This window comes from Photobacterium sp. GJ3, from assembly GCF_018199995.1.
GTDB lineage: Bacteria > Pseudomonadota > Gammaproteobacteria > Enterobacterales > Vibrionaceae > Photobacterium.
Map to the genome: position 1 here is coordinate 253,487 of NZ_CP073578.1, position 24,111 is coordinate 277,597.

Genomic DNA, 24,111 nt, shown 5'->3' on the forward strand with positions numbered 1-24,111 from the left:
GCTGCAGCCCGTCTGGCTGCGAATCTTCGGACAGACCCGTTCGGTTATCTGACGTAACCCGGTATGACTGTCACCTTGCTGCTCCGGCAGGGAAAGACGGCCCCAACTCGTCATGGATATCCGGCAAAGCGGAATCAGAGCCACGGATACAGGCGCAGGTATACGCGACCTGGAGGCAAGAATATGGAAATGTTGTCCGGCGCTGACATGATCGTTCGTTCGATGATCGATCAAGGCGTGAAACATATCTTCGGTTACCCTGGCGGTTCTGTTCTGGATATCTACGATGCGCTGCATGAAAAGAGCGACATCGAGCACGTGCTGGTGCGCCATGAGCAGGCAGCCGTTCACATGGCAGATGGTTACGCCCGTGCCACCGGCGAGGTGGGCGTGGTGCTGGTGACTTCGGGTCCCGGTGCGACCAACGCCATTACCGGTATTGCAACGGCGTACATGGATTCAATTCCAATGGTGGTCCTGTCCGGTCAGGTGATGAGTGATCTGATTGGCAACGATGCCTTTCAGGAGTGCGACATGGTGGGGATCTCCCGTCCGGTCGTGAAACACAGTTTCCTGGTACAGCGCACCGAAGATATCCCTACGATTATCAAAAAAGCATTCTACATTGCTGCCAGTGGCCGTCCCGGTCCGGTGGTGGTTGATATTCCGAAAGACATGCTGAACCCGGCGAAAACCTATCCGTACAAGTACCCGGAAGCCATCAGTATGCGTTCCTATAACCCGACGTTGCAGGGGCATAAAGGCCAGATCAAACGCGGGGTGAAAGCCTTACTGTCTGCGAAGAAACCTGTGCTTTATGTCGGTGGCGGCGCCATTATGTCGGGCTGTGAAGCACAGATCCTGAAACTGGCTGAAAGCCTCAAAATTCCAGTAGTCAGCACCCTGATGGGGCTGGGCGCTTTCCCCGGCACACACCATAACAGTGTCGGCATGCTGGGGATGCACGGGACCTATGAAGCCAATATGACGATGCACAATTCCGATCTGATCTTCGGGATTGGTGTGCGCTTTGATGACCGGACCACCAATAATCTGGAAAAATACTGTCCGAATGCCACGGTCATGCATATTGATATCGACCCGTCTTCGATTTCCAAAACCGTGAAAGCCGATATCCCGATTGTCGGCTCGGCCGATGCTGTGCTGAACAGCATGTTGAAGCTGATTGAAGAGCAGCAGGGCACCAATGATCAGGCCGCCATGGATGAATGGTGGAGCGAGATTGAGTCCTGGCGTGCCCGTAAATGCCTGAGCTATAAAACGGATCAAGAGCGGATTAAGCCGCAACAGGTCATTGAATTACTGCACAAACTGACCAACGGTGATGCCTATGTCGCCTCCGATGTCGGTCAGCACCAGATGTTTGCCGCATTGTATTACCCGTTTGATAAACCACGCCGCTGGCTGAATTCCGGCGGTCTGGGCACCATGGGCTTTGGTTTGCCAGCAGCCATGGGCGCTAAATTTGCCCTGCCGGATGCAGAAGTTTTATGTGTCACGGGGGACGGCAGTATCCAGATGAATATTCAGGAGCTGTCGACCGCGCTGCAGTACGATATCCCGGTCAAAATTATTAACCTGAACAACCGTTTCCTGGGCATGGTGAAACAATGGCAGGATATGATTTATCAGGGACGCCACTCTCATTCTTACATGGACTCTGTGCCTGACTTTGCTGCAATTGCGGAAGCTTATGGCCATGTCGGGATCCGAATTTCAGATCCGGCGAAGCTGGAAAGTGAGCTGGCGCGCGCTTTAGCGATGAAAGATAAGTTAGTCTTTGTTGATATCAGCGTGGATGAAACAGAGCACGTTTACCCGATGTTGATCCGTGGCGGATCCATGAGTGAAATGTGGCTGAGTAAAACGGAGAGAACCTAATGCGCAGAATTGTATCAGTATTATTAGAAAATGAACCCGGTGCACTTTCACGCGTGGTGGGGCTGTTCTCCCAGCGTGGTTATAACATTGAATCACTGACGGTCGCCCCGACAGATGATCCGACCCTGTCTCGCCTGAATATTACCACCAGTGTGGAAGATGCCGCGCTGGAGCAGATCGAGAAACATCTGCACAAGCTGATCGATATTCTGAAAGTCAGCAATGTCACGGATTCTGAGCATGTCGAGCGGGAGCTGATGCTGGTGAAAGTGAAAGCCAGTGGTTATGCCCGTGCTGAAGTGAAGCGCACTTCTGATATTTTCCGTGGTCAGATTGTGGATGTCACCAGCCAGATTTATACCGTTCAGCTGGCCGGAACCAGTGAAAAGCTGGATGCTTTCCTGGATGCGGTGAGCGAAGCGACTGAGATTATTGAAGTTGCCCGCAGCGGTGTCGTCGGGATTGCCCGTGGCGAACGGGCTTTAAAAGCCTGATCTGAATCGTTTTCCTTTCGATGAACGCCCGTCCGGCTCTGCCGGCGGGTTTTTTTATGCCTGAATTTCGGGTCTGCTGGCCGTTCCAAACGAGATTAGACTAAAGTCTAATAATACCAATCGCAGTCAATCACTGGTCATCCTAGCTTGCTAAAATGTTCGATAACTGCGTTAGATTTTTTGATTGTAGAATCACTACTTATCTAAAAAATCCGCCTTGTTCTCAAACATTTTTCCGGCGCTACTTCTGATCATTGACTTACTTTGATTGGTATAAGTGGGCTGAATCAGACTTGAGTCTTCCCTGAATATGGATTGTTTTCAGCCCCGGCAAGGTTTCAAGATGTTCGACGAAAGTTTAACTGTCTGCTGAAGCGGAGGCGTGAATTCATGCTGAATACCGTGTTAGTCCGGTGCACAGTGTTGCTGGTGTGTTTTCTCGGCTTTCATGCCAGTGCCATCTATTTCCTTTTGGCGGTGTTGCTGCTGAACACCCATCATAAGGAATTCTTTGGCTGGTGACTGTCGGATAAAACACGCGATGCAGCCCATAAAAAACGGGAGCCGAAGCTCCCGTTTGCTGTTTGGATGCTGTTGTCGCTTACAGGACGTGAACCGAAGCTGTGTTCGTAGTACCTGATGGGACCAGGGCACCGGAAACCATCACCACGATGTCGCCTTTGTTGCCCAGACCGGACTCGATCGCCAGAGCTTTACCACGCGCATAGAACGCATCGGTGCTTTCAATGGCTTCGACAACCACAGGAGTCACGCCTTTGGTCAGGCACAACTGAGCTGCCGTTTTCGGGTTGGTGGTTACCGCCAGAATGTTTGCTGTCGGGAAGTATTTACGCACTGAACGGGCAGATTTACCTGCTTCAGTTGCCACGACGATCAGCGGCGCATTCAGCTTTTCAGATGTGTCTACTGCACCTTTACACACCGCTTCAGTGATACGCAGGCGAGGGCTGTCCAGACGAGCGCTCAGAGAAGCACGCATGGCCGCATCAGTGCGGTCACAGATCTGTGCCATGATGGTCACAGCTTCAATTGGGTATTTACCCTTCGCAGATTCACCAGACAGCATCACGGCGTCAGTGCCGTCCATGATGGCGTTGGCAACGTCGCCAGCTTCTGCACGGGTCGGACGCGGGTTCTTGATCATGGAATCCAGCATCTGCGTTGCAGTGATAACGACTTTACGGGCACGGTTACATTTCTCGATCATCATCTTCTGCGCGAAGATCACTTCTTCAACCGGGATTTCTACACCCAGATCACCACGGGCAACCATGATGCCGTCAGATGCGTCCAGAATGGCGTCAAAGTTGTCGACACCTTCCTGGTTTTCAATTTTAGAGATGATCTGGATCTTCTCGCCGCCGTTTGCGTTCAGCAGTTCGCGGATTTCCTGAACATCTTCCGCCTTACGGATGAAAGATGCTGCAACAAAATCAACGCCTTGCTCACAACCAAATTTCAGGTCCGCTTTGTCTTTTTCAGCCAGCGCTGGCAGATTCACAGAAACGCCTGGCAGGTTGACGCCTTTGTTTTCGCCCAGATCACCGTTGTTCAGCACGCGGCATTTGACTTCGGTGTCTGTCGTAGCCAGCACTTCCATTTCGATCAGACCATCGTCGACCAGAATGGTGTTGCCGACAGTCAAATCGTTCGCAAAACCCGGGTAGGTGACGGCCACACGGTCTTTGTTACCGATAACCGTGGTATCCGTGGTGAACGTAAATTCCTGACCTGCAGTCAGGGTCACGTCTGCACCGCCTTCCAGCTTGATTGTCCGGATTTCAGGACCTTTGGTGTCCAGCAGAATCGCAACAGGTTTACCGGTTTGTGCCATAACTTCACGAACGTTCTGGATACGCTGACCGTGCTCGGCGAAGTCGCCGTGCGAGAAGTTCAGACGCATGACGTTCATGCCTGCATTGACCAGCTTGGTCAGCATTTCAACTGATTCTGTCTTAGGACCAATCGTGCAGACGATTTTGGTTTTTTTCATCGAGAGTATTCTCCGGAGAACTTGAAGGAAACTTTAGGCGCTTTATACCGCAAAAGATGATGTTAATGATGTTGAATCATAGCTACAAAACGAGATCATGATCGTGTTTTGATGAACAATGTCCTCACGGTATTCGTCAGCCATACAAATTTGTTGGGCAACATTACTTGCTTTATGAAAGCAGTTGCTTTGCTTTCATAAAGCAGGTGATATGAATGCGCGATCCGGCTGAATCGTCAGCATCGGGGAGATGGAGATTCGTTGCCAGTGCCACAAAGTGGCTGATGAAACAAGGTCGTAAGTATAGCAGAGTTTCTTTCCCATTCCAGCGTGTGAGATAGCTCAACCTTTTGTGCGTAACAGGGTTCCATCATTCTGATTCTTCTGAGAAAGCCTTTTCTGGCAAGGCATTTCATCTGTTATCAGAATGATTGGCTCGTGTTGCCAGCCATAAAAAGTTTTTTATCAAATAACCGATTTTGTTGAAAACAGGTTGCCGTTTGATGACAGGCGACCAATTTTGCCTGTTTCTTTCGGTTTCAGTCCTGTTCCCGCGCAAAAATATGCCGAAAAGTGCAGGCTTCTGTACACCAATGGTTGAATATTATTTCTCTATATTGATAATCATTATCATTAGGATTCTCATTTATTTAGTTGTTTATTAATAAGTAGCAGGAGCGCCAGACGATGACAGCGGCAGACCAGACGAATATGAAGCAGGTGGGTCAACTCTATCAGCAACATCAAAGCTGGTTATCGGTCTTTATTCAGCGTCGTTTGGGTTGCCCTGAGACCTCGGCCGATCTGGTCCACGATACTTATCTCCGGTTGCTCAACCGTGGCCGTTTACCAGAACCCGGCGAATCCCGGCGGTATCTGACCCATATTGCCAAGGGGCTGGTGATCGATCTCTATCGTCGTCGCCGTGTGGAAGCGGCTTACCTAGAATATCTGCAACAGCAGCCACAAGAATTCGGTGTCTCGCCCGAAGCACGTTTGCAAATGGTTGAAGCCCTGATTGAGGTGGATCGCTTATTGCGTCACTTGCCAGACAAAGTGCGTCAGGCACTGCTGATGCGTCAGATCGACAACATGAGCTATAAGCAAATTGCCGCTGAACTGGGCGTTTCTGTGTCCTCCGTGGAAAAATATATCGCGAAAGCGTTACAGGCCTGTTTACTCGCCAGCATGGAGACAAGCTTTTGACCCCGCATCGTTTGTCGGGGGAAGCCATTCGTCAGGCTTCTTGCTGGATGGCGCGGCTGTGGGCGGATGATGTGAGTGATGCTGATAAAAAGGCGTTTGATGCCTGGCGCTTGGATCATCCCGATAATGAATCGGCCTGGCAGCAGTTGAATCAGCTTCAAACACAATTTTCCGCTTTACCTCAGCACTCTGCCAGTCGTCGGATCCTGATGGCCCGTCGCGGACTCAGCCGACGCCGTTTGCTTTCAGTCATTGTTGGTGTTGGCTTGCTAACGGGCGGTTGGACGCTTGGCGGCCAGCAGTCCTTGCCGCCCGGGCACAGGTATGCAACGGCGGTGGGTGAAATTCGGTCACTGACACTGAACGATGGCACGGCGCTGGTGCTGAATACGGACACCGAAGTTTATGTGGATATTACGCCACAGGCCCGCCAGCTCACGCTGACGCAGGGGGAGGTAATGGTCACAACCGAACATCACCAGACGCCGTTTCATTTCAGCAGTGCTCAGGGACAGGTGACGCCGATCGGCACCCGGTACACGGTTCGCCAGTTGGAAGACAGCACGGTCGTCAAAGTCCAGGAAGGTCAGGTCCGGTTGGCACCGCGCGAATCTGCGCAAGCGCTGGTGCTCGCAGCCGGAGAATGGGCGGATTTTTCGGCGACCGCTGTCGGTGCCGTTCAACCCTTGCCGCAGTATGACGCCAGTTGGGTCTCGCGTCGGCTGGTGGCACATCAGATGCCGCTAACAGTGCTGTTGGATGAACTCTCCCGCTATCGTCAGGGGATACTGAGCATCGATCCCGCATTGGCCAGCCTGGCCGTCACCGGGGTGTTTGATCTGAACCAGATCGATCAGGTGCTCCGGCAACTGGAACAAATCCTGCCGATTCAGGTGCGCTTCTTTACCCGGTACTGGGTGTCTGTTGTTCCTGCACCAGTCGCTTAATTTTGTGATCACTGTAACGAAATTGTCACCTGTGTACCGTTGGGTTTACGGGTTTCTCCCGCGCGTGCGGTGTACGGAGGCAAGAACAAAAAATTTGAGAAGGAAATCACAGTGCATCACAAGGTTCAGCCCAATTTTATTGCGTTGCTGCTCAAGGCTCATTTGGGGCTGGCAGTGACCCTGTTTCCCGGCGCCGTTTCAGCCGAGTCCGCAGAACAACAATATGATATTCCCGTTGGCGATCTCGACGCCGCATTGACGCAGTTTGCGTTGCAATCAAATCTGACCCTGCATCTCGACGCCCGCTTATCGCAGGGGCTGCGAAGCGATGGTCTGCATGGCAGCTTCACGCCGGATCATGCGCTCGAGTTGCTGCTGGCCAGTACCGGACTGAATGCCACCCCGCAGACAGACGGCTCTTATCAGATTGCTTCAAATGAAAATACTATGACGCTGGATACCATCAGTGTCTCTTATGGGGAGTCCGGTGGGCTGACCCGTGATGAAGTGGGTGAATTTGCTGTATATGACGAAGACGTCTCGACGGTTTATTCCGGTAAAGATGAAATTGAGCGATACAAAGGCAAAGATGCCGCAGATATGTTCAAAGGGATGCTCAATGTGTACAGCGGTGATGCCCGAAATGGTGGCGGGGTTGATCCCAGTATTCGCGGGGTTCAGGGACCGGGCCGGGTGCCATTATCGATTGACGGAACCGAGCAGGATCTGACGGTCTGGCGCGGCTATCGCGGGGTGTCGAACCGCAATTATATCGATCCCAACCTGGTGGGCGGGATTCAGGTGATCAAAGGGCCGTCACTCACACCGAATGTGCATTCCTCGGTCGGTGGTGCTGTGGTAGTCAATACGATTTCTGCGTCAGATATTCTGAAGGAAGGCGAAACCTTTGGTGGTGAAATCGTGATGGAAGGCAGTAACAATGCCATCGCGCCCCGAGAACCAGTCTTGCTGACCGGTCAGGATTACCGCAATGTTCCCGGCTTTCCCCAGGATAATCCGGAGTATCCGTATGGCGATCCGTCTCTGTGGAAAGTGATGAGCAACGATAAAGAGCACAACCCGTTCGCCGGCGAAGACTATGCTTACCGGCTGGCACTGGCAGCGAAAAAGGAAACGTATGAATTGCTGGCAGCCTATGCATATCGCAATAAAGGGAATTATTTCAGTGGCACCCGGGATGCTGATTTTTACAATCATCCCGCACAAGATGAGCAGTACATGACCCGGATTAACCCGCGCTCGCTGGCAACAAGGCAGCGCCCCGGTTACGAAGTGCCGAATACGTCCAGTGAGCTGGAATCTTACCTGCTGAAAGCCAAGTTCAATCTGGTGGATCAGCAAACGCTGGAATTTGGGGCCCGGTATACGGATGCCACTTATGGTGAAATCATGGCCAGCCGCTCCGGCAACATTGGCGAAAACGGAGAAATGGCCCAGTGGCCGCTCAGCCATGTTGAAACGCAGGCATACAATATCCGCTATGCCTGGCAGCCGGAAACCCCCTACATTGATCTGACGTCGAATCTCTGGACGACCTACACCGTCAGCGATACCAATACTGCAGGTGGTTTTCCGAATTATGCCAATCGTGTTGATGTTCCAGATCCTGAGCCCGGTGCCAGCCCGCAGCTGAGAAATACCGCCGGGACCAATGCCAAAGACAGCCGGATCGGCTTCGATCTCAGTAATCAGATGTGGCTGACGGATACGCTGGGGCTGACGCTGTCGGGACGTTATCAGTACCACAAACTGCGTTCCGATGATGAATACCGGGGGCTTTGGATGGCTGGCGTCACTGGCCGCGTGAAGGCCGTCGGCAGGAATATGAAGGACAGTTTAATTTCCAGTGGCAGCCGGTTGATTTCCTGCGCTTTACTGCTGGGGCGAGTTACAAGAATTACTGGGCGATTGATGACTTTCTGTCGGATCGGATTGCCGCCGGAGACAGTCGGTTCACCAAAGAGCATTCTGCCGACAAGGGGATGTTACTGTCTTATCGGACCCTTGAAAAATATACCCCGGAAGAGATTGAGAAGCATGTTGCGGCAGTCGCTGAAGAAATCGTGATGCTGAACTTTATGAATCAGATGCTGGGGAAACCGCTGGTCACGCCGGAAGAAGAAGCGGCAATGTATGAGAAAGCCCGCAGTAACACGACTTATGAAGTGACCCATGAAGGGAATGAGTGGCTGCATGATGGGGAAGGGCGTTACAGCCGGGAAAACAACCCTTGCCTCATCGCTCAGCAGTCGAAGGCCAATTACATCGAAGAATCCTGCATGCGTTATGGTGCGCCGGTCGGGGCTTATGACAAACAGATCACAGGCGGCAAGAAGAAGGGAAATGCCTGGGTGCCAGCGCTGTCCGCGACCCTGATGCTGAACGACCGCAGCCGGATGTATTACCGCTATACCGAGGCCGTCCGTTTTCCAAGTATGTTTGAAAGCACGCTGGGCTTTTCCGCCAACGATAACCCCTATACAGGGTTAGATCCGGAACACGCTTATAACCATGAAGTGGCTTTCATTCATCATTTTGATCAGGCCGATCTCAAACTGACCTACTTCCATCACAGAACTAAAGATGTGATCGAGCGGTCGGGTAACTTACTGCGTTTTTACAATATTGATCAGCAGACTCTGGAAGGGCTGGAATTTCAGAGTCGCTATGACAACGGCGGTTTTTTCTCGGATCTCAGCCTCTCTTATATGCTGAACAATGAAGTCTGTGATGAAAGTCTGGCGATTTTGTCTGATTTTAATGGCTCAGTTGGAGATTGTGTCCATGCCGGTTTTGAAGGGGGATATCTGACGGATCAGGCCATCCCTGAGTATTCGGTGAATCTGAATATCGGCGGCCGCTTCTTCAATCGCCGGATGGAAACCGGTTTACGCACAGTTTACATCCCCGGCAGCAAGGATGAAGAAGATTTAGCGCGGGATGACGCCTTAACTTTTGATGCCTATGCCCAGTACCGCTTCAATGATGCGCTGGCACTTGAAGTCGTTGGCACCAACCTCAGCGATCTGTATTACATCGACCCCTTGGTTCGTTCCAGCGTCCCGGCGCCGGGTCGGACGGTGAAAGTGAAGTTGCAGGTGAATTTCTGACGAACCGAAAAAATTTTCAAAGCGGTTTACGGGTTTGAAGTCGTGGTTCGGTATACCCCATGAAGGCATCAATTTGCGGCCTTCATGAGCCAACCCAAACATCAATAAGGATATGTAACATGAAAAAAGCTTTCATCACCCTTGCTGTTTTTTCTGCCTGCGTCAGCGGCGCTGCCCAAGCCAATTTTGTCGGAAACCAGAGTGACAACACGCAAATTCAGGTCGGTGAATCGACTATGAATGCCGGACCCCATGTGGCGGGCCGTGCCGGGATTGGGGCTGCATCCATGGGGTCGACTGCACAGAAAGTCGATTTTCAGGCGCTGAAAAATTATGGCAGCGTCCAAAACGGCGTTTATGTGCTGGGTGGGGGACATTCGGGGATGGGCAAGTTCAACTTTGCCAAAGTCGGTGCCGGTGATGTCTGGTTCGGTGAGTGGGCGAGTGATATCAGCAGTGATACCGATCGGACGGTTTATTATGTCGGCGATACCACGGGCACCACACTGCCGACCAGCGGCACAGCGACTTATGCGGTGAAAGGGGTGAATAAGTTCTCAGGCAGCAATGATCTGAATGGGACATTCACGGCCAACTTCAGCAACAATACCCTGAATGGCTCGATTGCCAACAGCCAGTACACACTAGGTGTGAATGCGACCATCAACAGCGCCACTGCAGCCTTTAACGGGACGGCTTCCGTTGGCCCAATCAATGGGACTGCGACAGGTCATTTCTTTGGCAATAACGCGGCAGCACTGGCCGGGATTGCGCAGTTCTCCAGTAACTTCAAATACTTCGACACCGCGTTCGGCGGAACCAAACAGTAACCGATGGATGCCGGGGACTGAGTGCAGGCCCGGCTGAATGTGACAGGGTTGTATGATCACAGCCCCTGTTGATTGTCGTCACACCCTCAGGTTAAAGCATGTTGATGAAGTTTCTGAGCCGCCCGTTGTCCTGCCTGGGTCTGGCTTGCCTTTCTTTTCCGCTGTTGAACCAGCCAGCTCACGCTGATCAAGATACCAACCTCCGTCTGGAACAAAATGCCACGTTGCAAGCCAGGGAAAAAGAACAGACCCTGCTGGAAGCAGAGCAGGCCCGTGAAGATGCCGAAGCGCTGATCATCGACGGCCAGGTTTATCAGGTGGATGACAACCTCAATGCGCTGGGTCAGGCGATTTATCTGTCGGTCAAAGCCCGGCGCTGGATCGCGGCCCGTGGCTTTCTGACCCGCTATCTGGCACTGCCCGGTCATGACATGATGCTGGTGCACTATGCCCGGGGTGCGTTGGCGCGAGCCGACGGGGATCTGGTGCAGGCAGAGCAGTCATACCGGGCGCTTTTGCAGCAACAGCCGGATTTTCTGCCGGGTCAGCTCGAACTGGCGCGTGTGTTGTTCGAAAATCATAAAAACCGGGATGCGCTGAAGCTGTTTGAGCAGATCCGGACCTCGCTGCCGATCCATGATCCCAAAGCTCAAGGTGTGATCAACACCGTCAATGCCTTTTCTCAGGCGCTGGTTTACCGGGACAGCTGGCAGGGGCTGTTTCCTTCGGACCCGGTTACAACAATAACCTGAACCTTTCTTCAGAAAGTTACACCTGCTTACTGCTGATGCCGAACGGTGAATGTCTGGTGGAGCGCAAAACCCCGAAAGCCGAATCGGCATACGGCACCACGTTTGAAGCCAGCCTGAACAAACGTTTTTCTCTGAGTGGCCATCATGGCATCAGCTTTCTGGGACTGGCCTATGGTGATAATTACGTTCACCACAGCCAGTACAACGAGCATACCCTGCTGACTTATCTGGGTTACAGCTATCACACAGCGGATTATCAGTGGCTGGCAGCACCGCTGTTTGAATACCGGACACAGGGAAATGACGCTTTGTATCAGGCTTGGGGCGGCAAGTTGAGCGGGCTGTATCTCTATTCGGCAGCCACGGCTTTTAAGCTGGAAGCTGAAGCGAAAGATCTGCGATTTTTGCCCGACGGGCTGGATTTTCAATCGGGCTGGCAATACGCCGGATATGCCACGTTCTGGCATCAGTTCCCCGGTCAATGGCTGTTGTTTGGCGGGCTGGACTGGACGGACAAACGCACCGATGAAGCGGTGTACGCCTACCGGATGACCGGTGTCCGTCTCGGTGTTCAGCGCGCTTGGGAGATGGGGATTGAGACCTCACTTTTCACCTCGTTCCGCCAGCGGGAATATCAGGCTTACAGTCCATTGCTGGAAGCAACGCGAAAGGATGATGAGCAGAGTTACACGCTGGAAACTCGTTTGACCGGGCTGAGTTTCTGGGATCTGACGCCGGTTCTGACATTGGCGCATCACCGGGTGTACAGCAATGTGGATTGGTTGTACAGCCACGATCAAAGCGAGGTGAGCCTCAAAATCGAAAAGCGCTTCTGACCCCATCCACCCCATGCTGAAAAAATTCGTGATTGGATTACGGATTTGGTGTGCTCGTTCGGTATCTCTCATAGGAGCGTTTTTCCGGGCGTGTTTTGTCACGTCTGATGAACTGGAAAAAATCAGAGTGGAAAGGGATATGAATCAGAGATTTGGATGGATCGCAGGACCGATGCGTCTCCGGATAGCCGTGATGATTTTCGCGGGAATGGTGTGGTCTTGTCAGAGTTTTGCACAGGTGGAAACAATGCCGACTGCTGCACAGAGCCCAGATGCTGCGGAGCCGGTATTTGAGGAAATCCGGACGTTGGATTCTCCTGCGGACCTGCCGGGGAGCGAAGCGGCGCAATCAGAAAAGCAATCACCACAAAGGATACCGTCAGAAGGCGTGCAGCCTGACATGGCCCATCCGGTGCAGACCCATGCGGGCATGGATTTATCTCCCATGGGGATGTATCAGGCAGCGGACTGGGTGGTGAAATCTGTGATGATTCTGTTGCTGGTGGCTTCTGTGCTGACCTGGGCGATGGGCGTTGCGAAGCAATTACAGATTTATACGGCCAACCACTATGCGCGCCGGATACTGCGGACGTTGGGCGCTGCAGACACGCTGGAAGCCGGGGCGGACAACACGCAAACCGGCAAAGGGATGGGCATGGCGCTGCTCCATGCCGCCCGGCATGAGTTGGTCTTGTCTGGTCGCGGGGCGGCCAGTGAACATGGCATTAAGGAACGGGTTCAGGCCCGGCTGGACCGGGTGCAGGCTTCGGCCGGACGCCAGATGAATCAGGGAACGGGGATCCTGGCGACCGTCGGTTCCGTGGCCCCGTTTGTCGGACTCTTCGGCACGGTGTGGGGCATCATGAATGCGTTTATCGGGATTGCCGAGACCAAAACCACCAATCTGGCTGTTGTTGCCCCCGGGATTGCCGAAGCCTTACTGGCGACGGCCATTGGCTTAGTGGCCGCGATCCCGGCTGTCGTGATTTACAACCATTTCACCCGTGCCATTCAGGGTTATAAAGCGTTGCTGGCGGATATCTCCGTCGCCATTCTGGTGCTGATCAGCCGGGATCTGGATCGCCAATCCTCCGGGGATGTACAGACGGCTGCACCGCAGCCCATGCAGAAAGCGGGGTGAATGATGGCGTTTCAAACCCCGCAAGACAGCGACGAGCTGGTCGAAAACCATGATATTAATGTCACCCCATTCATTGATGTCATGCTGGTGTTGCTGATTATTTTCATGGTGGCGGCGCCGTTGTCGACCGTGAGTGTACCGGTGGATCTGCCCAGTGCGGCTGCAGAACCGCAACCCATGCCAGATCAACCTTTCTATCTAACGGTTCAGAAGAATATGACGCTGACTCTGGGCGAGGAGACAACCGTCCCCTTGGCTGCTCTGGCTGATGCGATGGCCGCGACGCTGCCGGACAAGCAACAGCGTATTTATCTGCGCGCGGATCAGTCGCTGACTTACGCGCAGCTGATGCAGGTCATGAATGCCCTCGGGCAGGCCGGATATCTCCACATTGCGCTGATTGGCCTTGAGCAACTGAAAGGACAGACTTCATGAGTGATCTGGCCGGATACGACTGCGGTCAGTCAAGAGGGGACGCCAGCCGTCGATGGGTGCTGACGGGCATTGCTGCCAGCCTGTTGCTCCATGGCGGCGCGATCGCTGCGTACTGGTGGAAACCTTCTGTCTCGGTGTTACCTGCGGCACCGGCTGCTGCGCCTATGGTGGTGTCGCTGGTGATGCCACTGGCCTCACCGGATGAAGACCCGAGTGACTTACCGCCAGCGGAGCAGAAACAGCAGCAGGCACCAGCAAAGCCGGCTGAAATGGCATCACAGCCGGAAGCGCCGCCAAGTAAACCCGTTGCCAAACCCACTCATCAGGACCGTGTGGCGTTGCCTGTTGCAGCATCGGCATCACCATTTCGTGCGCAAACGGAGCCGACAGAGGCGGCTCTGGTCAAACCCGCCGAGGAATCTCAGGGACCGGTTCAGGAATCTGTTCAGGGTCCGGTTCAGGATGTACATGACCTCAAGCCGCCGGAAAAATTAACCGAGAAAACTCAGGTGGCCTCATTGAAACAGCAAGTGAAGCCGCTCCTGGAACCGATTTCGGAATCGGTTCCGGAATCGGTCCCGGAATCGGTTCAAGATCCCGTCCCGGAATCAGCGGAAAGCGCCCGGATGGCTGCGACCGCGCAGGCCGCCAGTGCGCCGAAAGGTGTGAAAGCGCCAGAAAAGGCCGAGACAATTGCCGCGCCCATGCAAGGCCAACTGAATCCGCAGGGGGCGCAGCAAAAGCTGACCTGGCAACGTTTGCTGCATGCTCATCTGGAGCAGCATAAACAATTTCCCCGTCAGGCCAGGCGGTTTGGCCGTCAGGGCATCCCGGTCGTGGCTTTCACGATGGACCGACGGGCCATGTACTGTCGGTGACACTGGTGAAATCCAGCGGAACCCGCGTGTTAGATAATGAAGCGCAGGCCATGGTTCGCAGGGCCGAGCCACTGCCGCTGCCACCGGACAGTCTGGAAGGAGAGCGCCTGACTCTGACCGTTCCGGTGAGTTTCAGGCGTCCGGGTTAATACCAATCGCAGTCAATCACTGGTCATTCTAGCTTGTTCAAATGCTTGAGCACTGCGTTAGATTTTTTGATTGTAGAATCACTACATATCTAAAAAATCTGCCTTGTTCTCAACCATTTTTCCTGCGCTATTTCTGATCACTGACTGACTTTGATTGGTATGATTCGTCCATATGCATCCATTCAGGCAGGCTAGCACCGACTCCCTTACAGCCAGCTGCTCTCGCAGTAGACGAGGTGTGCTTTCGGCTCTGCTGGGAGGGCGACAGCCTTGCCCGCTAAAGCCTGCTGGTATTGCTGCTGGCGCTGTGAATCTTCAGGTAGCCATTGCTCGGGAAAGTCTGCCTGAAACTGGGCCAGCGTCGTTAGCGCACGCTCGGGATGCCCCAGTTCATAGTGGGCCCGCGCCGTGTAAATGGCTTCCAGCCGTGTGATTGATCGGCTGGTGCCTTCTGCGAGGGCCGCGGCATAATCCCCCTGTTCTAAATGAATACGCATTTTACTGTAGCGGACATAGCTCTGGGTCAGCGGCAGATTGAGATCTTTCGCCATGCGTCCAGCCCGTTCCAGATGTTGCATCGCCAGTTCTGTCTGGTGCTGATCGGTCGCGATCCAGCCCTGAAATAAGGCAATGTTGGCCTGTAACAGGGGGGAAACGCCTTCTTTTTTCAGCAGTGCCGTAAATGCCTGATCCGCCCGCGCCAGATGATGTGACTGCTGAGGATGTTTCCCCAACCATTGCAGATCGAGCCCCTGATCCATGGCTGCAAAGGCCAGATAAAATTCACTGTCGAGCAACAGCCGCTGCGCGCCAAGTTGTTCCGCCAGAGTTCTGGCTTCTGCAAAATAGCCTTCAGCCGCGTCGCCCTGATGGGTCTGCATCAGATAAAACCCCTGATAGATCAACGCGAGGGCGAGCTCATACGGCTGGCCGAGTTCACGATACAGGGCAATCGCATCACTGAGGGATGATTCACGGATGGGTGGCTCGATCTGATCATTCTGGGCAATCGCCAGCAAGGTGGCAGCCTCTCGCGGCCGATCATTGAGCTGGCGGTAAAAGTTCAGCGCCTTGAACAGGCGAACCTGATTGGCTGCTAAATCATTGCCGGGACTTCTTTCCAGACCCACACTGGCCGGGCGTCCCAGATAAAATTGCTGATCGGCATCCTGTCGCAGCGCCTGTCCGGTGCCCAGAAGGGCAATCAGCTGTTCGGTCAATCGCTGGTGGCGATTCCAGTCCATCTCATTCCATGCCATCTGAGCCTGTAACTGATATGCCTGAATCAGCAGTTGCGACGCATTGGCCTGCGTTGCGGCCCGGACGGCTTCGGCGGTCAGCGCGGCTGCGTTTGAATCCCCGCGACGGTAACTCAGCTCACCGAGCCAGTAATGCTGTGCGGCAGACAGGGCCGGGTCTTTGTGGCGCTGAGCGTCTGGCAGTGACTGCAGCCGATGTGATGCCTGTTGCCATTGGCCCAGCAGCACCTCCGTGCCTGCCAGTTGGATCTGCGTCCACAGATTCTCCGGCTCCAGAATGTGGGCCGCTTCAAAATATTTCCGGGCTGCCTGTGCGCCTTGAGTCTGTAGCAATGAGCGCCCCTGTGCCAGCGTTTGCACCGCGATGGCCGGGGAGGACTGCGGTTTCTCCTGAGGCTGGCCGGGCTGGAGCAGTCGCTGGAGCTGGTGGCTGACCGAATGCATGGCCGCGGCCAACTGCGGATAGGTCATGCTGCCCTGCTGCGTTCGGCCATCGGCATAAATGACCTGAAAAGTCAGTACCTGCTGTTTATTGTGCAACCGGACACTTGAAAACAGGGCGGCTTCATAACCCCGTTGCCGGAGCAGTGTCCGGATCTGTGCCGGCAGGGCTGGCCAGCTCAGTTCCGCATCCAAGAGCCAGGCTTTGGCGAGTGCCGGCGGGATCACCGTGAGGGTACTGCTTTGATTGAGCTGTACCGACAGCATGTCCGCGAGCCCGAGCTGTACCCAGTCGAATTCTGCTTTTCCGGTGTCATTGATCATCGGAAAGACCACCAGCCCGGTACTGTGCCGGGCGGTTTCCTGCTGCGCGTCAGGTGCGGGCAAAGGCCCGGGATGGTGAACCAGCCAGAAACCGGCGACGAGCAACAGCGCTGCGAAAAGCCCTGAAAGCAGGAGAGGTCTGGAAAAGCGGCGGGCGGGTGCGACAGGCGTCGTCGCCTGTTTTTCTGCGGGTGGGTGCGCGGGTGGTTGTGTGGCTGGTTCCTGTGGCTCCGGCGCGAGAACCGGGCAGATCCATTGATAACCCCGCTGCGGAAAAGTGCGGATAAATTGCGGATTCTGAGCACTGTCCCCCAGCGCTTTTCTGAGTTCACGAATGCTCTGCGTCAGAGAATTTTCACGGTATTCACTGTGATCCCACAGTGCCTCCAGCAGGGTGTCTTTGGCGAGCACCTGATCCGGATGGGTCAGCAAATAGGTCAGGAGCTGGGACACTTTATGGCGCAGATAGGTTTCGGTCTGACCCGACGGCGTCTGGTGAAGCAGCTGGCCGGTGTCGGCGTCAAACGTAAATGCAGCAAACTGATAGCAGGCCATAGCGTGTCCGGTTGGGTCTGAATTTCTGAGGCTTCATTGTACGGACAACCCGCCTGAAATCAATCAGATATGACGAAAAGATATTGATTTTAACTCATTGATTTTAGATGTTTTATCTTGATTTTATGTCGATTTTACCGCCATTTTAGGTCGATTTGAGAACGTATTTTCGATTGTCCGATATAACGGTTGCATCTTTCACGACGACGGGTGTGACTTTCAATGGAAACTGCAATTCAGGCTGCACTGTTTAATCAGCAATTCGGACTATGGATTGTTGGCGCAGTCTTTCTGGCCGGGCTGTTCACCAGCCTGACTCCCTGTGTTTACCCCATGTTGCCAATCACTGTTTCTGTGGTCGGCAGTCAGGCCAGTGGCCGCAGGCAGTCCTTTCTACTCTCTCTCAGTTATGTGGTGGGCCTGGCGGTGGTGTATGCCCTGCTGGGCGTACTGGCGGCGACCACAGGCCAATTGTTTGGCGTGGTGGCCACGCATCCGCTCACGCTGCTGCTGATGGGCGCGTTCTGCTTTGCAATGGCGGCCTGGATGCTGGGGTGGCTTCGTTTGCCCGGATTGTCGCTCAACCTGTCCCTGCCGCGGCTGGTTCGTCATCCGGTGCTCGGTACGTTTCTGGCCGGTGCCTGTTCGGGGCTGGTGATGGCGCCCTGTACCTCGCCGGTTCTGGGCATGCTGCTGATGTACGTGGCGTCTGCCGGAAATGCGTACTGGGCTGCTTTGCTGATGTTTGTGTTCGCGCTGGGCATGAGTGCCCTGCTGGTGCTGGCGGGCACCTTCAGCGGATTGCTGGCTTCACTACCACGCTCCGGCCAGTGGATGAACCGGGTGAAATGGCTGATGGCTCTGATGATGGCCGGAGCCGGAACCTTCTTTTTCTTTCAGATCATATCAATGGAGATCATATGAAAACTTCTGTTTTGATTCACAAAGGCTGGCAAGCCATGGTCATGGCTATGGCATTGTCGCTGCCTGCCGTGCAAGCCGCAGAGACGGCAAAAACGGCACCCTTGTTTACGGCAACAACGGTGTCGGGTCAGGAATTTAAACTCGCGGATTATCTGGGCAATCAGCCGGTTTATCTTAAATTCTGGGCGACCTGGTGCAGCTTCTGCAAGGCGGAGATGCCGCATCTGAATACCATCAAAGATGAGTTTGGCGACGAGATAAAAGTGATTTCGGTGAACGTGGGTTTCAATGATTCGGTGGCCAATGTTCAGCAGTTTTTTCATCAGGAAGGGTATGACATTCCCACCATTTTTGATGCCAATGGGGAGATTACCCAGAAGTATCAGGTCGTGGGCACACCGCACCATATTCTGATCGATAAGGACGGAAAAATTGCCTACCGCACTTTTCTGGCGACGGATCAGTTGGATCAGATCATTGAGCAATGGGCTCAGCACTGAAGTGTTCTAAGAACTGAATTGAGAGGATAAATGCATGAAACGAGCAAGTTTTTTATACACATTTTCTGTGCTGGCCTGCCTGCTGACCCCGGCCGTTGCTCAGGCTGAATCGAGCATGGCCTTGCTGGAACAGCAGAAAACAATCGCGGGCCAGCCGCTCGCGCTGTCTGATCAGACCCGGACGCATCTGGTGTTTCTGGATATCTGGACCAGTTATACCGGTGCGGGGGCTGAAACCTTTGTCGCTCAGTTACCGGCATCTTTCCTGCAGTCCACACAGCAGATCTGGATCCAGCCGGAATTTAATGTGACGCGCGCGCAATTACAGGAATTTCAGAGCTATTACCCGCAAGTTGCACCGCTGGTGCTCGATCATCAGCAAGCGCTGCTCAAGCAGTTCGGCTTGTGGCAAACCCCGGCACATGTGCTGATTGAGCACGGCAAAGTGGTGTTTTCGGGTGGGAATGAGGCTTTACTGGCTTATCTGAATCCAGAAAAAAAGGCTGAAGCGGCCCCGAAACGGGATGCGGAAACCGATGCATGGAAAGCGATCCGGCCTCCAGTGGATGCTGCTGGCATGACGCGTCAGCCAGCGAAACAGCCAGCACCTTATGTGGTTCCGCTGGTCGGTGCTGAGGCACCGCGGTTTGAGCGCCAGACCCTCTCTGATCAGACGGTGTCGCTGACGACATTACTGCAGCAGAACAAAGGCAAGCAACCTGTGTCTCTCGTCTTTGTCGATGCCCTGTGTCCGATGCCGCATTTCCCCGGATGTGAGGAAAAACTGGCAAAGTGGCAGCAGCAAGTTGAATTGGATCCGTCCCGTCAGTGGGTGGGCGTGATCAGCGGCTATTACATTGATGCCGGCATTGCCGCAGGCTTTGCGGAAAAATTCGGCCTGACGGCGCCGTTGATCTTTGACACCGACAATGCCCTGTACAAAGCCTATGGCGTCCATGCCACGCCTTATCAGATTGATGTCGGGCCGCAAGGCCGGATCCAGTATCGTGGCGACCAGCTGCGCTGATACCGGTGAGATTGTCCGTCAGGGGGAGTGATGAAACAGTGAAGCCAAACGGGCAATCAGCGGCATGATCGCTTCGGGCGCTATATTGCCGAATCCGAGCACTGCACCCTGCCAGTCTCTGATGCGGTGGGCCGGGTGTTCGTAGTCACTCAGCGGTCGCAGAATGATCCCTGCGGCCGCGGCTCGCTCTGTCCAGACGGTCTCGCTGGGGCCGTTCTCCCAGCGGAGGGTGACATGCAGTCCGGCAGGCTGGCTAATCACCTGAATGCGCGCTCCGAAGCAGGTGCTGATGGCCGCGAGCATTCGCTGGTGTTTTTCGTGATAACGGCGGCGCATTTTTCGGATATGGCGCAACAAATCGCCTTCCTGAATAAAATCAGCCAGAGCAGCCTGCATCAGCGCCGGGGTGTCGCCAGTCAGCGCATCTTTGATCATCAGACACCGCTCAACCAGCGATTCTGGCACCACCAGATAACCCAACCGCAGACTGTTAAACATCACTTTGCTGAAGGAGCCGATATAGAGCACCCGGTTGTCATGGCCCATTTGTCCGGCCAGCCCCTGCATGCTGGTATAAGGCCGGTGCGCAAACTGAAACTCACTGTCGTAGTCATCTTCAATGATCCAGCGTTGTCCCTGCACGGCCCAGTCAATCACGCCCAGCCGCTGCTCGGTATTCAGCGTGGTGCCCATGGGATACTGATTGCTCGGTGTCAGGTATAACGCTTTGGCGTGGCTGGCGCGAATCGCGGTGACATCCGGGCCTGACTGCGCCCGGATGTGCAGTGGTTCCAACGGATAACCCTGCCAGTCGATGACTTTACGCATTTGCGTGTAGCCGGGTTGCTCCATCAGGACGCTGTCGCCACGCGTAAGCGTGGAAAGCAATGCCAGCGACAGTGCCTGCTGCGCTCCGGCCGTGATGATGATCCGGCTGGGATCGCAGTGAACGGAACGACTGGTGGCCAGATACGCCGACAGCGCCTGACGCAGCTCGGGCAAGCCCTGCAGATCCTGATTGCCCATCAAGGCTTGTCGGCCCGCATGGCGCTGCAGTAATTTCTGCCATTTTGCCGCGGGAAAGGCCGCCAGATCCGGCACGCCCGGGGCAAAGGGAAGATTGAGGTCGGTGCGTTTGACGGCAGGCACCGGCTGGCGGCTGTGGCGGTTTGCGCCAGCGGTGATGAAATGTTCCGGCAGTTCAACCGCTACATAAAACCCGGAGCCCTGACGACTGTCGATATACCCTTCGGCAACCAGCTGTTCATAAGCCGCCGTGACCGTATTGCGGCTCAGTTTCAGTTCTTGGGCAAGGTGACGTGTTGATGGCAATTTCCCACCCGTTGGCCACAAGTTGCCGACAATTTTGTCGCGAATCGCGTGAAACAGCCGCTCCTGACGGCTGCCCGTCTGCGTCGCGAGTGTCAGATCACCGATTTCGATCAGCTGTGGGGGAAGATATGACATCACTGGCTCCATCAATCGTTTAAAACTGGTTCTAAAAAATAGACCAGTTTGCCCGTACATTGCCAGCATTATGACTGAGCAGTGGCGCAAGGACGATCATGTTATCGCATACAGAAAGAACTCAAATCAGGAAGGCAGCACACAAAGCGGTGCAGGAACCTCAGGCGTTGTACGACATTATTGATGAAAGCCTGATGGCGCACGTGGCGATCTGCGACGCGCACGGGCCGGTGGTGATTCCCATGCTGGCCTGGCGGGTCGATGAGTACGTTTATATTCACGGCGCGAACAACAGCCGCTTGATCCGGCACCTGAAGCAGGCGGAGCAGAGTTGTCTGACCTTTACTTTGTTTGATGGCTGGGTGCTGGCCCGTTCTGCGTTTCATCACAGCGCGCATTATCGTTCGGCTTTGGTGTTTGGCCCGTTTGAAACCGTTGAAGACAATGCAGAAAAAGACCGGGTCCTGAATCATTTTGTCGAGCAGATTGCCCCCGGTAGAACGCAGGATGTCCGGCTTGGCAATGATAAGGAGCTGACTGCGACGTCTGTGTTGCGGATGCCGCTGACCGAAGCCTCGGTGAAAATCAGCAATGGCCCGGTGCATGATGATCGGGCGGATCTGGCGGTCCCGGCCTGGGCGGGTTTCATCCCGTACCGGACCGTGGTCGGCCCGCTGAAAGCGGCAGCAGATCTGCATGAATCTGTGCCAACCCCGGATTACAGTGCAGCGTATGGGTCGCGTTGGGTGAAATAAATCAGACGAAGCCCTCCCGGTGGGAGGGCGCTGAGATTACTCTTTCGCCTGTTGATCCTCATCTTCCTCCTCTTCCATATTCCACGGCAGGATGCCGGGAGAGACATGCAGGAAGTGCAGGTAGTTTTCAAACTGATCCAGAATGTCTGAAATAATATCCTGCTGTTCATAGCCATAAACGTCGTACGCCCGGCCGCCCCGGCGCAGGAAGACTTCTGCCCGGTAATAATGCTCCGGTTCTTCAGGATTGTGGTCGGTTTCCGGGAAAGCGAAATCGGGCAGCAAATAGCCTCTCAGACGCACTTCATACAGGAACTCCAGTTTCCCTTCCTGAAACACCTCAAATTTGGCCCGGCAGTTTTCTTCATCATAAGTGACTTCAGCCACCCAGTCTTGCTCCTCCAGCTCCTGTTCGACTTTCTGCATGCTGGGAAAGACCGTCCGCTGAATAAAGCGGGAGACTTCTTCTCTGGCCGGGAAATCGACAATATTTGCCAGCCGCTTTTTCCAGTAACCCGGGCCGGCTTTACTGCTGCCATGGCGGGAGCGCGATTGCACATGCTGTTCCAGACTCTGACTGTGATGGCTTTCAATCACCAGTGCTCGCCACATGCCGACTGCCGCGATCAGCATGATGATCGCGAATGGCAGGGCGCTGACAATGGACGCAGTCTGCAGGGCGCTGAGACCACCGGCAAGCAAGAGCACCGCCGCGACCAATCCTTCCATGGACGCCCAGAACACCCGTTGCCAGGCAGGGGTATGAGCCACGCCGCCGGAGGCCAGTGAGTCGATCACCAGCGAACCGGAGTCCGATGAGGTAACGAAGAAGGTAATGATCAGAAAGACCGTGATAAATGAAACGATCGAGGTCAGGGGTAACTGTTCCAGTAATTTGAACAGGGCGATGGCTTGATCGTTCTGCACTTCCTGGATGAGCTGGGTATAGCCCTCGACCATGATCAGGTGTAACGCCGTATCGCCGAACACAGAAAACCACAGGAAGGTGAAGATGGTCGGAACCACCATGACCCCGACCACGAACTGGCGGATGGTGCGGCCCCGGCTGATTTTCGCCACGAAGAGTCCGACAAAAGGTGCCCAGGCAATGGTCCAGCCGAAGATAAACAGGGTCCAGTTACCTATCCAGTCGCTGGCAGTATAGGCCTGAAGGTTAAAGGTCCGTTCGACAATATTGCTCAGGTAACTGCCGGTATTCTGCATGAAAGTATTGAGAATGAAGATGGTTGGCCCGACGGCGAACACAAACAGCATTAACGAAATCGCCAGCACCATATTCAGGATCGACAGGCGCTTGACCCCTTTATCCATCCCGGCCACCACCGAAAAAATCGCCAGTGCGGTAATGGCCACAATCGCGATGATCTGCACCGTGGTATTGACCGGAATGGATGGCCAGAGGTAATTCAGACCGGCATTGATCTGCGCGACGGATAACCCCAGCGTGGTGGCAATCCCGAACAGGGTACCGAGGATGGCAAAGATATCGACCGTATGACCGATGGGACCGTGAATCTTATCGCCAATGAGCGGGTAAAGAGTTGAACGCATCGACAGCGGCAGACCATGACGAAAGGCAAAGTAGGCCAGTGTCAGGCCGACCAGTCCATAAATGGCCCAGATGTGAAATCCCCAGTGGAAAAATGCAATCTGCATGGCTTGCCGGGCTGCATCCACCGTCATCGCCGGACCATCGGGCGGCGAAGCATAGTGCAGGACGGGCTCTGCCACGCCAAAGAACAGCAGGGCGATCCCGTAACCCGCGGAAAACAGCATGGCGAACCAGGCCGGAAAACTGTACTCCGGCTCGGCGTGATCGGGCCCGAGTTTGATTTCTCCCCATTTGGTCAGGGCAACTGTCACAATAAAGAACAGGAAGATCGCGACAGATAACATATAGAACCAGCCGAAACTTTGGGTCACGTAGCTCAGGGTTTCAGAGAAGACTTTCCCGGCAAGGGTCGGGTTACTGATGGTGCCGATCACCATCAGTAAAATGACGGCCACGGCAGGAATGAAAACAGGGATCAGAATTGTTGAATGGCGCTGCGGTTTTTCTTCTGTTGGGGTTTCTGCTGACATGGTCTCACTCCACGATTCAAACCTTGTTCCCAAGTATGGCA

The 24,111-nt window shown here is 54.3% G+C and carries 22 protein-coding genes; 18 read left to right on the forward strand and 4 right to left on the reverse strand.

The features are described from left to right. Nucleotides 1–183: 183 nt before the first annotated feature. From KDD30_RS01245 to KDD30_RS24730, 3 genes are all read left to right on the forward strand, one after another. Complete coding sequence (locus KDD30_RS01245) at nucleotides 184–1,902, forward strand: acetolactate synthase 3 large subunit (RefSeq protein ID WP_211647018.1); 1,719 nt, start codon at nucleotides 184–186, stop codon at nucleotides 1,900–1,902. Further along, nucleotides 1,902–2,396 carry an acetolactate synthase small subunit gene (gene ilvN / locus KDD30_RS01250; RefSeq protein WP_211647019.1) on the forward strand — a complete coding sequence of 165 codons (495 nt, stop codon included), beginning with the start codon at nucleotides 1,902–1,904 and terminating at the stop codon, nucleotides 2,394–2,396. The genes KDD30_RS01245 and ilvN overlap by 1 nt, the downstream gene beginning before the upstream one ends. Before the next feature lie 390 nt (nucleotides 2,397–2,786). Beyond that, complete coding sequence (locus KDD30_RS24730) at nucleotides 2,787–2,918, forward strand: hypothetical protein (RefSeq protein WP_256449223.1); 132 nt, start codon at nucleotides 2,787–2,789, stop codon at nucleotides 2,916–2,918. A 79-nt stretch (nucleotides 2,919–2,997) separates the two neighbouring features. Here KDD30_RS24730 and pykF read toward each other — a convergent pair whose 3' ends face one another. After that, nucleotides 2,998–4,410 (reverse strand): pyruvate kinase PykF, encoded by a 1,413-nt coding sequence (gene pykF, locus KDD30_RS01255; RefSeq protein ID WP_211647020.1) that lies wholly within the window; start codon nucleotides 4,408–4,410, stop codon nucleotides 2,998–3,000. Nucleotides 4,411–5,097: 687 nt separating this feature from the next. Between pykF and KDD30_RS01260 the strand changes: the two genes are divergently transcribed. From KDD30_RS01260 to KDD30_RS01310, 11 genes are all read left to right on the forward strand, one after another. Further along, nucleotides 5,098–5,616: a sigma-70 family RNA polymerase sigma factor gene (locus KDD30_RS01260; RefSeq protein ID WP_211647021.1), complete on the forward strand. Its 519-nt coding sequence runs from the start codon at nucleotides 5,098–5,100 to the stop codon at nucleotides 5,614–5,616. Continuing rightward, on the forward strand, nucleotides 5,613–6,563 hold the full coding sequence (locus KDD30_RS01265) for a FecR domain-containing protein (protein ID WP_211647022.1): 951 nt from the start codon (nucleotides 5,613–5,615) through the stop codon (nucleotides 6,561–6,563). The genes KDD30_RS01260 and KDD30_RS01265 overlap by 4 nt, the downstream gene beginning before the upstream one ends. A gap of 111 nt (nucleotides 6,564–6,674) precedes the next feature. Then, nucleotides 6,675–8,651, forward strand: coding sequence for a TonB-dependent receptor (locus KDD30_RS01270; RefSeq protein ID WP_211647023.1), 1,977 nt, complete (start codon nucleotides 6,675–6,677; stop codon nucleotides 8,649–8,651). Then, complete coding sequence (locus KDD30_RS01275) at nucleotides 8,567–9,694, forward strand: TonB-dependent receptor domain-containing protein (protein WP_211647024.1); 1,128 nt, start codon at nucleotides 8,567–8,569, stop codon at nucleotides 9,692–9,694. Before KDD30_RS01270 ends, KDD30_RS01275 begins: the two co-directional genes overlap by 85 nt. A gap of 119 nt (nucleotides 9,695–9,813) precedes the next feature. Continuing rightward, entirely contained in the window at nucleotides 9,814–10,524 is a 711-nt protein-coding gene (locus KDD30_RS01280; protein WP_211647025.1) for a Slam-dependent surface lipoprotein, read from the forward strand. A gap of 98 nt (nucleotides 10,525–10,622) precedes the next feature. Continuing rightward, on the forward strand, nucleotides 10,623–11,276 hold the full coding sequence (locus KDD30_RS01285) for a tetratricopeptide repeat protein (protein WP_211647026.1): 654 nt from the start codon (nucleotides 10,623–10,625) through the stop codon (nucleotides 11,274–11,276). Beyond that, a complete protein-coding gene (locus KDD30_RS01290; RefSeq protein WP_249199256.1) occupies nucleotides 11,273–12,112 on the forward strand; it encodes a surface lipoprotein assembly modifier in 840 nt (279 codons plus the stop codon). Before KDD30_RS01285 ends, KDD30_RS01290 begins: the two co-directional genes overlap by 4 nt. Before the next feature lie 247 nt (nucleotides 12,113–12,359). After that, nucleotides 12,360–13,253, forward strand: coding sequence for a tonB-system energizer ExbB (exbB, locus tag KDD30_RS01295; RefSeq protein ID WP_371826075.1), 894 nt, complete (start codon nucleotides 12,360–12,362; stop codon nucleotides 13,251–13,253). Nucleotides 13,254–13,256: 3 nt separating this feature from the next. Further along, a complete protein-coding gene (gene exbD / locus KDD30_RS01300) occupies nucleotides 13,257–13,688 on the forward strand; it encodes a TonB system transport protein ExbD (RefSeq protein ID WP_211649431.1) in 432 nt (143 codons plus the stop codon). Further along, a complete protein-coding gene (locus KDD30_RS01305; protein WP_211647027.1) occupies nucleotides 13,685–14,566 on the forward strand; it encodes a hypothetical protein in 882 nt (293 codons plus the stop codon). The genes exbD and KDD30_RS01305 overlap by 4 nt, the downstream gene beginning before the upstream one ends. A gap of 26 nt (nucleotides 14,567–14,592) precedes the next feature. After that, nucleotides 14,593–14,715 carry a hypothetical protein gene (locus KDD30_RS01310; protein ID WP_249199171.1) on the forward strand — a complete coding sequence of 41 codons (123 nt, stop codon included), beginning with the start codon at nucleotides 14,593–14,595 and terminating at the stop codon, nucleotides 14,713–14,715. A gap of 206 nt (nucleotides 14,716–14,921) precedes the next feature. On the opposite strand, the gene KDD30_RS01315 is transcribed toward KDD30_RS01310, so the two are convergent. Continuing rightward, on the reverse strand, nucleotides 14,922–17,294 hold the full coding sequence (locus KDD30_RS01315) for a winged helix-turn-helix domain-containing protein (protein ID WP_211647029.1): 2,373 nt from the start codon (nucleotides 17,292–17,294) through the stop codon (nucleotides 14,922–14,924). 222 nt (nucleotides 17,295–17,516) lie between these two features. On the opposite strand from KDD30_RS01315, the gene KDD30_RS01320 reads away from it, so the two are divergent. From KDD30_RS01320 to KDD30_RS01330, 3 genes are read left to right on the forward strand one after another with little or no spacing between them, the layout of a single operon-like run. Continuing rightward, the gene (locus KDD30_RS01320) at nucleotides 17,517–18,218 is read left to right on the forward strand and encodes a cytochrome c biogenesis protein CcdA (RefSeq protein ID WP_211647030.1); all 702 of its coding nucleotides are present in this window, start codon (nucleotides 17,517–17,519) and stop codon (nucleotides 18,216–18,218) included. Next, nucleotides 18,215–18,718 carry a TlpA disulfide reductase family protein gene (locus tag KDD30_RS01325; protein ID WP_211647031.1) on the forward strand — a complete coding sequence of 168 codons (504 nt, stop codon included), beginning with the start codon at nucleotides 18,215–18,217 and terminating at the stop codon, nucleotides 18,716–18,718. Before KDD30_RS01320 ends, KDD30_RS01325 begins: the two co-directional genes overlap by 4 nt. 34 nt (nucleotides 18,719–18,752) lie before the next feature. Next, the gene (locus KDD30_RS01330; RefSeq protein ID WP_211647032.1) at nucleotides 18,753–19,745 is read left to right on the forward strand and encodes a redoxin domain-containing protein; all 993 of its coding nucleotides are present in this window, start codon (nucleotides 18,753–18,755) and stop codon (nucleotides 19,743–19,745) included. A gap of 18 nt (nucleotides 19,746–19,763) precedes the next feature. Here KDD30_RS01330 and KDD30_RS01335 read toward each other — a convergent pair whose 3' ends face one another. Further along, nucleotides 19,764–21,212 carry a PLP-dependent aminotransferase family protein gene (locus tag KDD30_RS01335; protein WP_249199172.1) on the reverse strand — a complete coding sequence of 483 codons (1,449 nt, stop codon included), beginning with the start codon at nucleotides 21,210–21,212 and terminating at the stop codon, nucleotides 19,764–19,766. A gap of 98 nt (nucleotides 21,213–21,310) precedes the next feature. Here KDD30_RS01335 and KDD30_RS01340 point away from each other — a divergent pair, with 98 nt between their 5' ends. Further along, nucleotides 21,311–21,967, forward strand: a complete 657-nt coding sequence (locus tag KDD30_RS01340) for a pyridoxamine 5'-phosphate oxidase family protein (RefSeq protein ID WP_211647034.1) — start codon at nucleotides 21,311–21,313, stop codon at nucleotides 21,965–21,967. A gap of 36 nt (nucleotides 21,968–22,003) precedes the next feature. Here KDD30_RS01340 and KDD30_RS01345 read toward each other — a convergent pair whose 3' ends face one another. Further along, nucleotides 22,004–24,070, reverse strand: a complete 2,067-nt coding sequence (locus KDD30_RS01345) for a BCCT family transporter (RefSeq protein WP_211647035.1) — start codon at nucleotides 24,068–24,070, stop codon at nucleotides 22,004–22,006. Nucleotides 24,071–24,111: the final 41 nt, after the last annotated feature.

Excerpts from the sequence above, each read along its gene's own strand:
- KDD30_RS01320 (WP_211647030.1), top strand. The coding sequence starts at position 17,517 with ATGGAAACTGCAATTCAGGCTGCACTGTTTAATCAGCAATTCGGACTA.
- KDD30_RS01260 (WP_211647021.1), top strand. The coding sequence starts at position 5,098 with ATGACAGCGGCAGACCAGACGAATATGAAGCAGGTGGGTCAACTCTAT.
- KDD30_RS01285 (WP_211647026.1), top strand. The coding sequence starts at position 10,623 with ATGTTGATGAAGTTTCTGAGCCGCCCGTTGTCCTGCCTGGGTCTGGCT.
- KDD30_RS01275 (WP_211647024.1), top strand. The coding sequence starts at position 8,567 with ATGTTACTGTCTTATCGGACCCTTGAAAAATATACCCCGGAAGAGATT.
- KDD30_RS01325 (WP_211647031.1), top strand. The coding sequence starts at position 18,215 with ATGAAAACTTCTGTTTTGATTCACAAAGGCTGGCAAGCCATGGTCATG.
- KDD30_RS01280 (WP_211647025.1), top strand. The coding sequence starts at position 9,814 with ATGAAAAAAGCTTTCATCACCCTTGCTGTTTTTTCTGCCTGCGTCAGC.
- KDD30_RS01330 (WP_211647032.1), top strand. The coding sequence starts at position 18,753 with ATGAAACGAGCAAGTTTTTTATACACATTTTCTGTGCTGGCCTGCCTG.
- exbB (WP_371826075.1), top strand. The coding sequence starts at position 12,360 with ATGCCGACTGCTGCACAGAGCCCAGATGCTGCGGAGCCGGTATTTGAG.
- pykF (WP_211647020.1), bottom strand. The coding sequence starts at position 4,410 with ATGAAAAAAACCAAAATCGTCTGCACGATTGGTCCTAAGACAGAATCA.
- KDD30_RS01245 (WP_211647018.1), top strand. The coding sequence starts at position 184 with ATGGAAATGTTGTCCGGCGCTGACATGATCGTTCGTTCGATGATCGAT.
- KDD30_RS01305 (WP_211647027.1), top strand. The coding sequence starts at position 13,685 with ATGAGTGATCTGGCCGGATACGACTGCGGTCAGTCAAGAGGGGACGCC.
- ilvN (WP_211647019.1), top strand. The coding sequence starts at position 1,902 with ATGCGCAGAATTGTATCAGTATTATTAGAAAATGAACCCGGTGCACTT.
- KDD30_RS01345 (WP_211647035.1), bottom strand. The coding sequence starts at position 24,070 with ATGTCAGCAGAAACCCCAACAGAAGAAAAACCGCAGCGCCATTCAACA.
- KDD30_RS01340 (WP_211647034.1), top strand. The coding sequence starts at position 21,311 with ATGTTATCGCATACAGAAAGAACTCAAATCAGGAAGGCAGCACACAAA.
- KDD30_RS01335 (WP_249199172.1), bottom strand. The coding sequence starts at position 21,212 with ATGTCATATCTTCCCCCACAGCTGATCGAAATCGGTGATCTGACACTC.
- KDD30_RS24730 (WP_256449223.1), top strand. The coding sequence starts at position 2,787 with ATGCTGAATACCGTGTTAGTCCGGTGCACAGTGTTGCTGGTGTGTTTT.
- KDD30_RS01315 (WP_211647029.1), bottom strand. The coding sequence starts at position 17,294 with ATGGCCTGCTATCAGTTTGCTGCATTTACGTTTGACGCCGACACCGGC.
- exbD (WP_211649431.1), top strand. The coding sequence starts at position 13,257 with ATGGCGTTTCAAACCCCGCAAGACAGCGACGAGCTGGTCGAAAACCAT.